The organism is Flagellimonas sp. HMM57, from assembly GCF_021390175.1.
Classification (GTDB): Bacteria; Bacteroidota; Bacteroidia; order Flavobacteriales; family Flavobacteriaceae; genus Flagellimonas.
Window position 1 is genome coordinate 1,371,943 of record NZ_CP090004.1, and the last position, 12,996, is coordinate 1,384,938.

Annotated in this window: 14 protein-coding genes; 9 read left to right on the top strand and 5 right to left on the bottom strand. The window is 38.8% G+C overall.

Annotated elements, in window-relative coordinates:
* The first annotated feature begins 25 nt into the window (after nucleotides 1–25).
* A complete protein-coding gene (locus LV716_RS06040) occupies nucleotides 26–721 on the top strand; it encodes an SIMPL domain-containing protein (RefSeq protein ID WP_163416858.1) in 696 nt (231 codons plus the stop codon).
* Between the two features lie 2 nt (nucleotides 722–723).
* On the opposite strand, the gene LV716_RS06045 is transcribed toward LV716_RS06040, so the two are convergent.
* Together LV716_RS06045 and LV716_RS06050 are read right to left on the bottom strand one after the other, a co-directional pair.
* Nucleotides 724–1,305, bottom strand: coding sequence for a TetR/AcrR family transcriptional regulator (locus LV716_RS06045; RefSeq protein WP_163416859.1), 582 nt, complete (start codon nucleotides 1,303–1,305; stop codon nucleotides 724–726).
* A 14-nt stretch (nucleotides 1,306–1,319) separates the two neighbouring features.
* Nucleotides 1,320–2,078: an SDR family NAD(P)-dependent oxidoreductase gene (locus tag LV716_RS06050; RefSeq protein WP_163416860.1), complete on the bottom strand. Its 759-nt coding sequence runs from the start codon at nucleotides 2,076–2,078 to the stop codon at nucleotides 1,320–1,322.
* Between the two features lie 159 nt (nucleotides 2,079–2,237).
* Between LV716_RS06050 and LV716_RS06055 the strand changes: the two genes are divergently transcribed.
* From LV716_RS06055 to LV716_RS06070, 4 genes are all read left to right on the top strand, one after another.
* On the top strand, nucleotides 2,238–5,384 hold the full coding sequence (locus LV716_RS06055) for a glycosyl hydrolase (RefSeq protein ID WP_163416861.1): 3,147 nt from the start codon (nucleotides 2,238–2,240) through the stop codon (nucleotides 5,382–5,384).
* A gap of 9 nt (nucleotides 5,385–5,393) precedes the next feature.
* Complete coding sequence (locus LV716_RS06060) at nucleotides 5,394–5,966, top strand: pentapeptide repeat-containing protein (RefSeq protein WP_163416862.1); 573 nt, start codon at nucleotides 5,394–5,396, stop codon at nucleotides 5,964–5,966.
* Between the two features lie 110 nt (nucleotides 5,967–6,076).
* Nucleotides 6,077–6,574 carry a DUF6265 family protein gene (locus LV716_RS06065; protein ID WP_205600119.1) on the top strand — a complete coding sequence of 166 codons (498 nt, stop codon included), beginning with the start codon at nucleotides 6,077–6,079 and terminating at the stop codon, nucleotides 6,572–6,574.
* Entirely contained in the window at nucleotides 6,571–6,921 is a 351-nt protein-coding gene (locus LV716_RS06070; RefSeq protein WP_163416864.1) for a hypothetical protein, read from the top strand. The genes LV716_RS06065 and LV716_RS06070 overlap by 4 nt, the downstream gene beginning before the upstream one ends.
* Before the next feature lie 17 nt (nucleotides 6,922–6,938).
* Here LV716_RS06070 and LV716_RS06075 read toward each other — a convergent pair whose 3' ends face one another.
* Nucleotides 6,939–7,409, bottom strand: a complete 471-nt coding sequence (locus LV716_RS06075; protein ID WP_163416865.1) for a CBS domain-containing protein — start codon at nucleotides 7,407–7,409, stop codon at nucleotides 6,939–6,941.
* A gap of 122 nt (nucleotides 7,410–7,531) precedes the next feature.
* Here LV716_RS06075 and LV716_RS06080 point away from each other — a divergent pair, with 122 nt between their 5' ends.
* The 4 genes from LV716_RS06080 (at nucleotide 7,532) to LV716_RS06095 (ending at nucleotide 11,948) form a co-directional block, all read left to right on the top strand.
* Nucleotides 7,532–9,808 carry a M20/M25/M40 family metallo-hydrolase gene (locus tag LV716_RS06080; RefSeq protein ID WP_163416866.1) on the top strand — a complete coding sequence of 759 codons (2,277 nt, stop codon included), beginning with the start codon at nucleotides 7,532–7,534 and terminating at the stop codon, nucleotides 9,806–9,808.
* Nucleotides 9,801–10,610, top strand: a complete 810-nt coding sequence (locus LV716_RS06085) for an SDR family oxidoreductase (RefSeq protein WP_163416867.1) — start codon at nucleotides 9,801–9,803, stop codon at nucleotides 10,608–10,610. The genes LV716_RS06080 and LV716_RS06085 overlap by 8 nt, the downstream gene beginning before the upstream one ends.
* A gap of 121 nt (nucleotides 10,611–10,731) precedes the next feature.
* Entirely contained in the window at nucleotides 10,732–11,106 is a 375-nt protein-coding gene (locus LV716_RS06090) for a hypothetical protein (protein WP_163416868.1), read from the top strand.
* Nucleotides 11,107–11,255: 149 nt separating this feature from the next.
* Nucleotides 11,256–11,948 carry a hypothetical protein gene (locus tag LV716_RS06095; RefSeq protein ID WP_163416869.1) on the top strand — a complete coding sequence of 231 codons (693 nt, stop codon included), beginning with the start codon at nucleotides 11,256–11,258 and terminating at the stop codon, nucleotides 11,946–11,948.
* Between the two features lie 16 nt (nucleotides 11,949–11,964).
* Here the strand turns inward: LV716_RS06095 and LV716_RS06100 are convergent, their stop codons facing one another.
* Together LV716_RS06100 and LV716_RS06105 are read right to left on the bottom strand one after the other, a co-directional pair.
* Entirely contained in the window at nucleotides 11,965–12,465 is a 501-nt protein-coding gene (locus LV716_RS06100; protein ID WP_163416870.1) for a nuclear transport factor 2 family protein, read from the bottom strand.
* Nucleotides 12,455–12,952 carry a hypothetical protein gene (locus LV716_RS06105; RefSeq protein ID WP_163416871.1) on the bottom strand — a complete coding sequence of 166 codons (498 nt, stop codon included), beginning with the start codon at nucleotides 12,950–12,952 and terminating at the stop codon, nucleotides 12,455–12,457. The genes LV716_RS06100 and LV716_RS06105 overlap by 11 nt, the downstream gene beginning before the upstream one ends.
* Between the last annotated feature and the right edge of the window lie 44 nt (nucleotides 12,953–12,996).

Sequence of the window (12,996 nt, forward strand, 5' to 3'; positions counted from 1 at the left end):
TTACCTTTAACTAAAATTTCAACTCATGAAACATACCCTGATTCCCATACTCTGCCTTTTATTTACTACTGCGCTATTAAGCCAAACCAAAAACTTCTTGGACGTTCCCTATCTAGAAACCTCCGCAAGGGTCGATACCTTGGTTACTCCCGATAAGATATACTTGAGTATTACCATCCAGGAAAAAGACTCAAAAGGGCGAAAATCAGTTGAAGAACAAGAGAACCAAATGGCCACTAGACTTAAGGCATTGGGCATTAATTTGGATAAGCAGTTGGTTATTAAAGATCTTAGCAGCAACTTCAAAAAGTACTTTCTAAGACAAAAAGAAGTACTTAAAAGTAAACAATACTCACTTCTGGTCTATTCCGGAAAAAAAGCCGGTGAAGTTATGGTCGCTTTGGAAAAACTGGATATTTCCAATACATATCTGGAAAAAACCGAATATTCAAAGATGGATGCTCTGGAATTGGAATTAAAATCCAAAGCGGTCAAAAAAGCCAAGAAAAAAGCTGAAGCGCTAACCTCTCCATTGGGACAGAACGTAGGTACTGCAATTCATATTATGGATGTATCTACGCCCTACTATCCAAGATACAACCAAGCTCCACGCATGGAAATGAAGACCATGGATGCTGTGGAAGCAGAGCCTTTGGATATCGATTTTGAAAAGATAAAAGTAGAGACCTCAGTGAACGTGAAGTTCAAGATTTCAGAATAGGGTCAATCAAGAACAGATAGACCCGCTTCTATCATACTTCTATATTTATCCGGAGCCGTTTCTATTTTTGCCAGAACCTGTAACCCATTATACAACGTAAAAAGCATCAACCCTACACTTGCTGCATTTTTGGAAGATGGAATTTCTCCAGCATCGATTCCTTTTTGGACATAGTCGACAAAGAGTTTTTCAGAACTTTCGGTATTCGCCATTAAAGCTTTATGTATGGCTTCATCACCGGGAATAAGCTCCGTAGCGGTATTTACGACAAAACAACCTTTTTTGCAATCATCCTGCACCGATGCATGGATCGCTTTATCGAAAAGTATCTTCAACCCTTTTTTCACTGAGCTTTCCTTTTCAAAAAGGGTTTTTACAATAGCCCCATTGGTGGTTCTGTAATGCTGGAAAGCCTGATTAAAAAGTTCTTCCTTACCACCGTACGTATCATAAAGGCTTGCCCTATTTATACTCAAATGCGACACCAAATCTTGAATGGAAGTGGCATGGAACCCTTTTTCCCAAAAGAGTTCCATGGCTTTTTGCAGCACTTCCTTTTCATCAAACTGTTTGGTACGTGGCATATGCAAAAATAAGATTATCCCGCCAATAATGGATTTACGTTGATACCCCCGTCAATATTGTACTCTGCACCGGTGATGAAAGAGGCTTCATCAGATGCTAAAAAGTTGACCAAACTAGCAATATCCTCAGGTTGTCCAAAACGTTTTAAGGGAATTCTGTTTTGCATAGCTTCGGCAAAACCGTTCAATTGTTCTTCAGGCATACCTGTCTTACCAAAAATTGGGGTGTATACCGGGCCAGGATTCACCGAATTGATACGTATCTTTCTTGGAGCCAACTCCGTTGCTGCCGTTCTTGTATACGAGTTCATTGCTGCTTTACTTGCGGCATAGATAGCAGTATTCGGCATACCGGTATAGGCGTTGACCGAAGACAGGTTGATAATGGCCCCACCATCTTTAATAATAGGCAGGAACTTTTCAACAGTGAATACTGCTCCCTTAAAGTTGATTCCCATCTGGTTATCGAACATCTCTTCTGTAATTTGACCTACTGGGGCCGGAGTAAAAATACCAGCATTTACGAATAGAATGTCGACCGCGCCATAATTGCTTTTTACTTGGGCAACCAAACTGTCCAAGGCATTGAGATCCTTAACATCCGCCACTACACCCTGTACGCCAAGTTCGTTGGCCGCCGTGTTTACTTTTTCTTCTGAGCGCCCCGTGATAATCACATTGGCCCCTTGCTCTTTAAATTTTTTCGCTGAAGCATAACCGATACCACTATTTCCACCGGTAACTACAGCTATTTTTCCTTCTAGATTTCCCATTTTGATTTTATTTAAAGTTTTTAATTTTATTTGGAACAATCATTCCAATACAAACATATAAATAACGGAACGATTGTTCCAAATAAAAAACGAGGTTTATCTTTTTGTTAACAATAAAGTTCCGTTTTCGTATCTTACCACTAGCTAAATCAAACCAAAATGAAAGTACTCCGATTACTCCTAGTTGTTCTGTTGCTTATCTCTTTTCAAAGTGAAGCGCAACGTAGAAAGAAGAAAGCAACAACGCCAAACATTGTTCTTAACGATTCTACCTATCATGGTTTAAAATGGCGAAACATTGGTCCTTTTAGGGGAGGGCGAAGCGTTGCTTCCTCTGGCGTTATAGACCAACCCATGACCTATTATATGGGTTCTACAGGTGGAGGCATATGGAAAACTGTTGATGACGGTATCACTTGGAAAAATGTTTCAGATGGACAACTCAGTACAGGAACTGTTGGAGCAATTGCCGTTTCCGAAAGCAATTCAAATATTATAGTCGTCGGAATGGGTGAACATGCTGCAAGAGGGGTAATGACATCCATGGGAGACGGGGTTTATAAATCTACCGATGCCGGAAAAACCTGGAAACACATTGGATTGGATGAAACCCGACACATTTCAGATGTCATTATTGATCCTAAAAATCCTGATATCATTTTTGTGGCTGCGCAGGGTGCACAGTATGGAGCTTCAAAAGAAAGAGGTATTTATCGCTCCTTGGATGGAGGAACTACTTGGGAAAATGTACTTTTTGTGGATGAGAACACTGGAGCTTCTTCGTTATCCATGGATATGAAAAACCCTTTGATTCTCTACGCGGCTATGTGGCAGCACAGACGCTATCCGTGGACTATGGAATCTGGTGGAGCTTCTTCTGGAATCCATAAATCGACTGATGGTGGCACAACATGGAAAAAATTGGAAGAAGGGTTACCGGAAGAATTCGGAAAAGCAGGGATTTCAGTTTCACGGGCAAATCCTGAGCGCGTTTTCGCAGTAATTGAAGCCGGAGACAAAAAAGGTGGTGTTTACAGAAGTGATGATGCCGGAAAAAAATGGAAGCAAATCAATTCGGACCGAATCAACATTGCCCGGTCTTGGTATTACATGGAAATCTTCGCAGACCCCCAAAATGAAAATATCGTCTATGTATTGAATGCTCCGGTCACCAAATCTATAGATGGCGGTAAAACATTCAAGCCATTACCTACGCCACACGGAGACAACCACCATTTATGGATCAATCCCTACGACAACTCCAAAATGATAAACTCCAACGATGGAGGTGCCAATGTTTCCAACAATGGAGGTAAAAGTTGGAGTACACAGCAAAATCAACCCACATCGCAATTTTATCGGGTCATTACCGATAATTTGGTACCTTATAATGTCTATGGAGGCCAGCAGGACAATTCGGCCATCGCTATTGCAAGCAGAACCAACGATAACGGAATAGATTGGAAGGATTGGTATTCCGTTGCAGGTTGCGAAAGTGCCTATTTGGCTTTTGATCCGGATAACCCCGAGGTTGTTTACGGAGGTTGTTACCAAGGTATCATTGAACGATGGATAAAAGCTTCTAGAGAAGGAAAAGCCATTAAAGCATATCCCGAATTAGGGTTAGGAAAAGTACCTAAAGACTTTAAGTTTCGATACAACTGGAACGCACCGATCATCAGTTCGCCCCATGACAGGAATACCATCTACCATGCAGGCAACGTTGTTTTTAAAACAACAGACGGAGGGCAAAGTTGGGATGTAGTAAGTCCGGATTTGACTAGAAACGAAATTGAAAAACAAGGTCCGGGTGGCGGTCCTTATACCAATGAAGCCGCGGGAGGTGAAAACTATAATACCTTGATGTACTTGGTTGAATCGCCCCATGAACAAGGCGTACTTTACGCCGGTAGCGATGATGGCCTTGTGCATATTACCAAAGATGGTGGCGCAAACTGGGAGAACGTTACTCCCCCGAGTCTATCGGAAGGCATCATTAACAGTATCGAAATATCGCCACATGACCCAGCAACGGCCTACATGACCGTAATGCGCTACAAATTTATGGACTTAAAACCCTATATCTTTAAAACAAATGATTACGGGAAAACCTGGTCGAAAATCACAAACGGTTTTAAAGACAAGCATACCTTTGTTCGCGTTGTTCGTGAGGACAAAAAGAAAAAAGGTTTGTTGTATGCGGGCACAGAAACAGGTCTTTATGTTTCTCTGGATGATGGCAAAAACTGGCAACAGTTTCAACTGAATCTCCCTATAGTTCCCATCAATGACCTAGTGATTCAAGATAACGATTTGGTGGCGGCCACCGCTGGACGTTCTTTTTGGATTTTGGATGATTTAGGAGCAATTCAAAATAGTTTTGACACTACGGAAGAATTGAAAATCTTCAAACCAAAGGACACCTACAGAATTTTTGGTGGAAGCCCGGAAAAACCTGTTCCCGGATTAGGACAAAACCCGAAGCAGGGTGTAACCTTTGACTATTATTTACCGAAAGAAGCAGATTCCCTAGACTTGAAACTCGAAGTGCTTCAAAATGGAAAAATAATCCGAACCTTGACAAATAAAAAACCTGAAAATTTTAAATCATGGCCCGGAGGTCCACCAAAACCTGTTGTACTTCCTTCAAAAAAAGGGTTTAACCGTTTTACATGGGATTTTAGCAAAGATCCTATTCCTGCTATAGATAACGTATTTGTTTTTGGAAATTATAGCGGCGCAAGTGTAGCACCAGGTGATTATACCTTACGTTTAACATTAGAAGATGAAACTGTAGAAACTATGGTCACGATTTTACCCAATCCAAAAATCAAGGCTTCTGAAGCGGAATATGCAGAACAACAAGAGGTTTTGAACCAAATTGAAAATACGCTTCGTTCCATGCATGAAGCCGTCAACCAGATGCGTTCTGCAAAATCACAATTAAAAGCTTATAAAAAACTTCTAAAAGACAACGATGATGCGGAAGAACTTGTTAAACTTGGTGATTCATTGATAAAAAGAATTGAAACATGGGAGGAAAAGCTCATCCAACCTAAGCAAAAAACGTTTCAGGATGTGATTAATTTCAACAACCAGCTCAACGCGGATTTTATGCATTTAAAAGGCTTTGTTGATTCCTCGGAACCCCAAGTAACAGAAGGAGCCAAAGAGCGATTACGTGATCTTTTGGCACAATGGAAGGTATTTGAGAATGAAAAAAGCACCATTGTTACGAATGAAATGGACAGCTACAATGATTTGTACGGTGCACTAAAACTACCGGCCATTCTATTGGAAGACTAGATATTGCTTATGAAGGATTCATTTATTGCGGATCAAGAATTTGTAGGTATTGATTATACTAAAAATCGGTTGCCCAAAGCAGACTATGAAAACTGTATTTTTACGAATTGCACATTTACAAATGCGTATTTGGACAACCAGAACTTTATGGAGTGTGAATTTGTTGCTTGTGACCTAACCAATGCGAACATAAGCCATACTACTTTTAAAGAGTCCCTATTTAAGGATTCTAAGCTCATTGGCCTCCGGTTTGAAGATTGTAACGAGTTCTTGTTGTCCGTTCAGTTTGATAACTGTAATTTACATTTGACCTCTTTTTATCAAGTTGGATTAAAGGGAACGTTATTTTCAGGTTGTAGCCTCTTAGAAACAGATTTTACCGGAACCGATTTGACATCAGCCAAACTCCAAAATTGTAATTTAGAAAAAGCCATCTTCTTTCAAACGATACTTGAAGGTGCAGACCTGAGTACTTCCTTCAACTATACCATCGACCCAGAAAAAAATCAACTGAAAAAAGCCAAATTTTCTAAAAACGGGCTATCCGGTCTTTTGAAGAAATATGAAATAAAAATAGTATAGCTGTCCAATTAACCTCGCTGAAAACGTCGTACTGTTAGAACATTGATGCCTTCATAAAATAGAATGAAACGCAATGTTCAATTTTATATTAATCAAATAAAACGTAAATGATGCGACAGTATTTTATGCTATGCCTATTTGTGACCGTCTCTGTAAAAGCGCAGAACACCTTATCCTTAAAAAACGGTGAGCTTTCACCAAAAGCCACACTCACCATCGTTTCTTGGATGGAGGGCCATTGGAAAGGAGAAGCCTTTGGGGGAATTGCGGAAGAAATATGGAGCCCACCATTTGGCGGTTCAATGATGTTTGTTTTCAAACATGTAATGGATGATAAAGTCAATTTTTACGAAACGGGACATATTAGGGAAATAGGTGGAACCTTGGTTTTTGAATTGAAACATTTCAACAATGACCTAAAGGGCTGGGAGGAAAAAAATGAAGTACAATCCTTCAAACTGGTAAAAGTGGATGAAAATCGTGTATATTTCGAAGGATTTACTTTTGAAAGAATCGAGAATAACGAAGTAAACATCTATGCCATGATCAGTGGCGAAGCAAATAACCCCGAAGAAATCAAGTTCAATTACAAAAGGGTTAAACTTTGACAAAAGAATGTTTGGAATGTGGTGAAAAACTAATGGGAAGGGTCGATAAAAAATATTGCTCCGACCATTGCAGAAATGCCTATAACAACAGGTTGAACAAGGACAGTAAAAATTTGGTCCGCAACATTAATAACAGGCTCCGAAAGAATTATAGGGTATTGGATAGTTTTACTTTAAAAGACGGAAAAACAACTACCACCAAAATGAGGTTGGTAGACAAAGGTTTTGACTTTGAATATATTACCAATCTTTATACCACCAAAAAAGGAAGCACGTATTATTTTGTGTATGACCTTGGTTATTTACCTCTTGACAACGACCGTTATATGATCGTAAAGCGGGAATAAGAAAAATGACAAAGTATTTATTTCCAGTTTTGAGCACTTAACTTTAATGCTGCTACCACAATGTCCTTTCTACTTATTTGACCGACCAGAATATCGTTTTTCATTACCGGAAGCCTTCGCCTGTTGTGTATATCGAAAACACCAGCGGCATCAAAAATACTGGTATCGTGTGGTATGGTTTCCACATCTTTGGTCATGTAGCGTTCCACACTTTTGTCAAGAATGGGCTGGTTAAAATATCTACTTTCCGAGATTTGCTTCATACAATCGGCTTCAGAAATAATACCGACCAAAAATCCATTTTGATCAAGTACAGGACCACCGGATATGTGGTATTTTGCAAATGCCTCCATGACTTCTAAAATAGATTGTTCCGGTGAAAAAGTAACCAACTTCTTTGTCATATAGTCCTCCACAAGTATTGGGGCTTTGTATTCTTTTTTTGAGGCATCTTTAGATCTAGCACCTTGAAAACTCTTGATAGCCATATCGTTACTTTTTTTGGGTTGATTACTAAATATAGGAAAATTTAACGAATTATTTAAGTATTTCCCCTTTTATATGAGAACCTTTCATAATTTCATACATTTATATACAACTTAATCAAACCATGAAGTTTTCTAAAACCCTCGCACTTCTATTACTTTTTCTGGCCATTTATTGGAGTTATAAATCTTTGATGCCGTCATACCAGAGTGATGCTGATATAGCCTTGCACAGTTTTTCAACGGATAGGGCATTGGAACATGTTAAAAATCTCTCCAAAGAACCCCATGCGGTAGGCTTCCCTGGGCACTCGAATGCCAAAACTTACATTATTGCCGAACTCAAAAAACTTGGATTAGAGACCAATACCCAAGAAGGTTACACGGCAGGTGATTGGGCCAATCTGAGCAAGGCCACTAATATCATGGCAAGGATTGAAGGTTCTGAACAAGGAAAGGCACTGTTGCTAATGTCGCATTATGATAGCAGCCCACATTCTTCTTTTGGAGCCAGTGATGCTGCCAGTGGTGTAGCTACCATTCTAGAAGGGGTGCGGGCATTTCTTGCAGAAAATAAGACTCCAAAGAATGATATTATCATTTTAATCACCGATGCTGAAGAATTAGGGCTCAATGGTGCAGATTTGTTTGTCGACAAGCACCCTTGGGCAGAAGATGTTGGACTTGTTCTTAATTTTGAAGCACGCGGTAGCGGAGGTCCCAGCTATATGCTCATTGAAACCAACAGGGGGAACGGAACGTTGATAAAGGAATTTACAAAGGCAAATCCTGAGTATCCTGTAGCAAATTCTTTGGCATACAGTATTTACAAAATGTTGCCCAACGATACCGATTTGACCGTTTTTAGGGAAGATGCGGATATTGAAGGTTTTAATTTTGCATTTATCGATGACCATTTCGATTATCATACCGCTCTGGACACCTATGAACGATTGGACAGAACATCCTTGGCACATCAAGGAAGCTATCTGATGCCATTGCTCCATTATTTTAGTGAAACCGATTTGAACAACTTGAAAAGCTTGGATGACCTAGTGTATTTCAACATTCCCTTTTTCAAGTTGATTTCGTATCCTTTTGAATGGATTTGGCCCATGTTCGGTATCGCTATCATTGCCTTTTTACTACTGCTCTTTGCAGGTTTCAAAAAAGGAAGGCTTTCCTTAATGGGAACCATAAAAGGATTCTTGCCACTTTTAATCTGCTTGGTCTTAAATGGGATAATAGGATACTTTGCTTGGACTGCCATTACATGGTGGTATCCAGGGTTTAAAGATATGCTTCATGGGTTTACCTACAACGGGCATACCTATATTTTGGTCTATGTATTGCTTTCTTTGACCATTTGTTTTTGGACATATCATAAGTTCCGAAAAACAAACACCCAAGACCTTTTGGTAGCTCCTATTATAATTTGGTTGTTACTATGCGGACTTATGGCAGCTTATTTGCAAGGGGCCAGTTTTTTTGTAGTACCTGTATTTAGTCTTCTGGTAGCATTCATGGTAGTCATAAATCAAGATAAGCCCAATCCGTTCTTATTGGTATTTCTAACCCTTCCCGGAGTTTTTATATTTGCTCCATTTATAAAAATGTTCCCCGTAGGACTTGGATTAAAAATGATGGTCGCAGCCACTGTTTTCACCACACTCTTGTTCTTCATAACGCTTCCTTTTTTAAATCAACTGAAGAAGGACCGATTAGCATATCTGAGCTTATTCTTGTTTCTAGTATTTAGTATTTCTGGGCATATTAAATCGGACTTTAACGAAGAACGACCAAAACCCAGCAGTTTGCTCTATGTTTACGATGCAGATACCGATTCCGCTATCTGGGCCACCTATGACAATCAACTCATAGATTGGAACAATCAATTAATTGGACCTGATAAAACAGTTCCAAAAGCTGGCGAACTAAAAACTATACCAAGCAAATACAGAACTAAGTTCACGTATGTTGCCAATGCACCCAGAAAAAACGTGCAAGCACCATGGATAGATACGCTTAGGGACACGGTCATAGGCGAGGAACGAATTCTTGATCTGTGTATTACGCCCAAGCGAGCAGTCAATCGATTGGATATTTACACCAATATTCTAAAACTTAATGCTGCCAAGATAAACAATGTGGTCCTTTCCGATTATTTTCTTGAAAACCGAAAAAGAAGATTGATTACGCATTACATAAGCGATAACGACTACACGGAACTTGAGTTGAGTTTCCCAAAAGATTCCATTCTAGATATTACCATTTATGAAGCTTCCAATGATTTGTTGACAAACAAAAAATTTGGAGTTCCCGAAAGACCTAAAAACAGTATTCCTATGCCTTTTGTATTAAATGATGCTATCTTGGTCACCAAAACGATGAAATTTGATTGAGAAAATCGGTATTTTGGGTTGTGGTTGGCTGGGTTTACCATTAGCGAAGCATTTTGTAAGCAAAAAATATGAAGTACACGGCACTACTACTTCTGAGCAAAAGTTAAGGGAACTAAAACAAGAAGGGATCGTTCCTTATCACATCTCTTTATCAGTCACTAAAATTGAAGGAGATATTCAAAACTTTTTGTCCCATATAGATGTCTTGATTCTAAATGTTCCCCCAAAACTTAGAGGGGCGAATAAAGAGAGTTATATTGAAAAAATAAGACTTTTATACAGTGCAGTAAAGAAAAGCGCTGTAGTTAAACTCATTTTTGTAAGCAGCACCTCGGTGTATGGTGATGTAGAAGGTGAGGTTACGGAAGAGACCAGACCAGAGCCCGTAACAGAATCTGGAAAGCAATTGCTACAATGTGAACAGTTATTTATCAATGATGGAGCACTGGAGAGTACAATAATTCGTTTTGGCGGATTGATCGGACCGACTAGACATCCGGTTACGATGCTATCCCGCAGGCAGAACCTCAAGAATGGGAATGATCCCGTTAATTTAATCCATCTAAAAGACTGTATACATCTAATAGATACCATTATCGAAAACAATTATTGGAGCGAAGTCTTTAATGGAGTCTATCCGTTGCATCCCAGCAAGAAGGAATACTATACCAATGAAGCCATAAAACGTGGCCTAAACATCCCAGAATATTCTGACGAGTTCACAAGCAAACCGGGGAAAATTATACGCAGTAATAACTATCTTCATAAAAACCATATTTTCTACACTTCCATAATCTCGTGACTGACATTGCAAAACTGATGTTTCACAACAATTAAGACAATTTTAAGTTAATTAATTAACTGATTTTAAACTAATTATAAATCTTGATTTTACCTTTGTAGCAGATTAATTTATTAATGTCATGGGAAATTCAAGATTAACAACAAGAATCTTGATGGCGATGGATGATTTGATTACAGAAAGTAGTACAAGAAAAAACATAACCTCAAGATTTCAAGATTTACATAAATCAATTCTAAGAAAGCACTACAATGCAGCGGATGTAGAGATAGATTATCATAGGCAGCGTATAAAAATGGATGTTGTGCTCAACGATCATGAGTACGATCCAAAAAAAATCAATACGGTGGTTTCCACAATGCCCTTAAATCTACATTATAAAAATCTGAGCTCCTTTTTAAAGGCTTGCTTAACGGAAGATGTGAGCACACTTGCTTTTTATGCCACCTTACTTAAACAATATACAAACAAAGACGTGGCCTTGTTAGCGTTATAAAGCAGAAATCCAACAAATAGGTATTTTGGTTAAGTATGTTCTTAATTGAACAATACCATTATGTTGGTTCTTGTTTTTGATTCTTATAGCATTCTTTAACAGCACGATATCAATTATTTTTTTAGTTTAGCCGCTCCAAACCCGAGAAAATGAAAAAAGTCGTTGTATTGTTGTTAACGTTCGTATGCTTTACCGCTATTTCACAGACCAAAAACGAGCTTCTTGAACACTATCAGAATTTTTACAAAGAAATGCGATTGCAAGGAGATGTCAATGGGGTAATCAATTCCTTGACACATCTTAATGTGCTCTCCCCTAGCAAAGAAAGAAAAGATACGTTGGCATTTGTCTATATGAACAACAACCAGCATATGCAGGCATTGAACACTATTGGGATCGAGAAAAAAGATGACGATTCCGATTTGTCGGTACAAGTAAAGGCCGTTTCCTTAAAAGCATTAAATCAACCAAAAAGAGCATTGGAACATTTTGAAATACTGTTCAAACGTAAGCCTTCTGCCTATTTGGCCTATGAACTGGCAGACTTAAAAATACAAACCGGAAATAACGAGGGTGCTTCCGTAAACATAGAGTACGGTATTGCCAATGCCAAGGACGACATGAAATATGCCTTTTATGAAAGACAACAACCCTACGAAGTCGCATTAAAAGCAGCATTTTATCATTTAAAGGGCCTTGTGGAATACAATAAGGACAAGACCAAAATAGACAGTGCCATTGCTTCTATTGATGAAGCTTTAAAAATTGACCCCAATTTTAATCTGGCCAGTTTGAGCAAGCAAGCTTTGGAATCCAGAAAAGAAAAACCCGAAGGTCAATAAATAAGAGTATTCCAAATCACTTTTGCTTTTTAAGTTCGATAAGCAATAGGCTGTCCTTTTCTTTTTTAATCTGGATAAGTTCTGAAACATTTTCATTGGGTACGGCAATGGAGAGCACGTAATGGGCAATTTTCCAATCACCGTTTATTTTCTTTACGACACCAGAACCTCGACACAGCTTCATTTGTGTATCCAACAGTTCGTCAAACCAAGCAATTTCATTAGAATCGTCAACATAGATATTTCGCTCGACCGCTGTAAAGTTCCAAGCTTTCCCTTTATCAAAATAAGGTTTTGAAAATGCTTTAAAGGCTTCGTTTTGCCAATTTTCCGTAGCATCTGTTCCAATAAAAACACCATCTTCGGTCATTTTATCAAAATAAGCATCAAAATCGGCACTGGCAGCAGCAAGATGCCATGCATTCAATACATTGTCAATACTACTTTTCTCATTGGTCTGTGCTTTTGCCATAAAGCCGCATATCAATACTACCAAGAAAGTGATGCTATTCTTCATCTAAAATTAGTTTTTTATCCAGAGGGTTGTTTACGATGACATTGAACTGATTCCGAAGTGCATTATAGGCTTCTATCATTTCTTTTGTAGGCTCTGCCGTATCATTTTTGCTCAGAATGGCCGCTTTTACCTTTATCATATACGTTTTTAGCACACGCTGTCGGCTTTTAATCTGAAGTTTATCGAACAGTTCTGGATAGGTTCCTTTTGCCAACAGCTTTTCTTTTTCGATAAGGTCGTCAATGGCCAAAAGCAAGTCTTCATCATTTTTTGCTTTGTAGAGCACATCAAAACTGCTTGATAGTTCTTGGAATTCCGCCCACTCATCGACCATTGGGGTCGCTACCGAATTTATCGCTAGTTTTTTTGGCATTTTCTGATAGTTGAAAAACCGTTCTTCTTCCTGAATCTCTTCAGTACCATCACCACTATCCCTACATGCCGACAAGGACAATGCAATAACCAAAAGGTATGACAATTTTCGCATAAGCGAATGTACAAATTTTAATAAAGGCTATCTTTATCGCCAAA

Bases quoted from the DNA above. Each gene is read 5' to 3' on its own strand.
- LV716_RS06040 (WP_163416858.1), top strand. From the start codon at position 26: ATGAAACATACCCTGATTCCCATACTCTGCCTTTTATTTACTACTGCG.
- LV716_RS06045 (WP_163416859.1), bottom strand. From the start codon at position 1,305: ATGCCACGTACCAAACAGTTTGATGAAAAGGAAGTGCTGCAAAAAGCC.
- LV716_RS06050 (WP_163416860.1), bottom strand. From the start codon at position 2,078: ATGGGAAATCTAGAAGGAAAAATAGCTGTAGTTACCGGTGGAAATAGT.
- LV716_RS06055 (WP_163416861.1), top strand. From the start codon at position 2,238: ATGAAAGTACTCCGATTACTCCTAGTTGTTCTGTTGCTTATCTCTTTT.
- LV716_RS06060 (WP_163416862.1), top strand. From the start codon at position 5,394: ATGAAGGATTCATTTATTGCGGATCAAGAATTTGTAGGTATTGATTAT.
- LV716_RS06065 (WP_205600119.1), top strand. From the start codon at position 6,077: ATGCGACAGTATTTTATGCTATGCCTATTTGTGACCGTCTCTGTAAAA.
- LV716_RS06075 (WP_163416865.1), bottom strand. From the start codon at position 7,409: ATGGCTATCAAGAGTTTTCAAGGTGCTAGATCTAAAGATGCCTCAAAA.
- LV716_RS06080 (WP_163416866.1), top strand. From the start codon at position 7,532: ATGAAGTTTTCTAAAACCCTCGCACTTCTATTACTTTTTCTGGCCATT.
- LV716_RS06090 (WP_163416868.1), top strand. From the start codon at position 10,732: ATGGGAAATTCAAGATTAACAACAAGAATCTTGATGGCGATGGATGAT.
- LV716_RS06095 (WP_163416869.1), top strand. From the start codon at position 11,256: ATGAAAAAAGTCGTTGTATTGTTGTTAACGTTCGTATGCTTTACCGCT.
- LV716_RS06100 (WP_163416870.1), bottom strand. From the start codon at position 12,465: ATGAAGAATAGCATCACTTTCTTGGTAGTATTGATATGCGGCTTTATG.
- LV716_RS06105 (WP_163416871.1), bottom strand. From the start codon at position 12,952: ATGCGAAAATTGTCATACCTTTTGGTTATTGCATTGTCCTTGTCGGCA.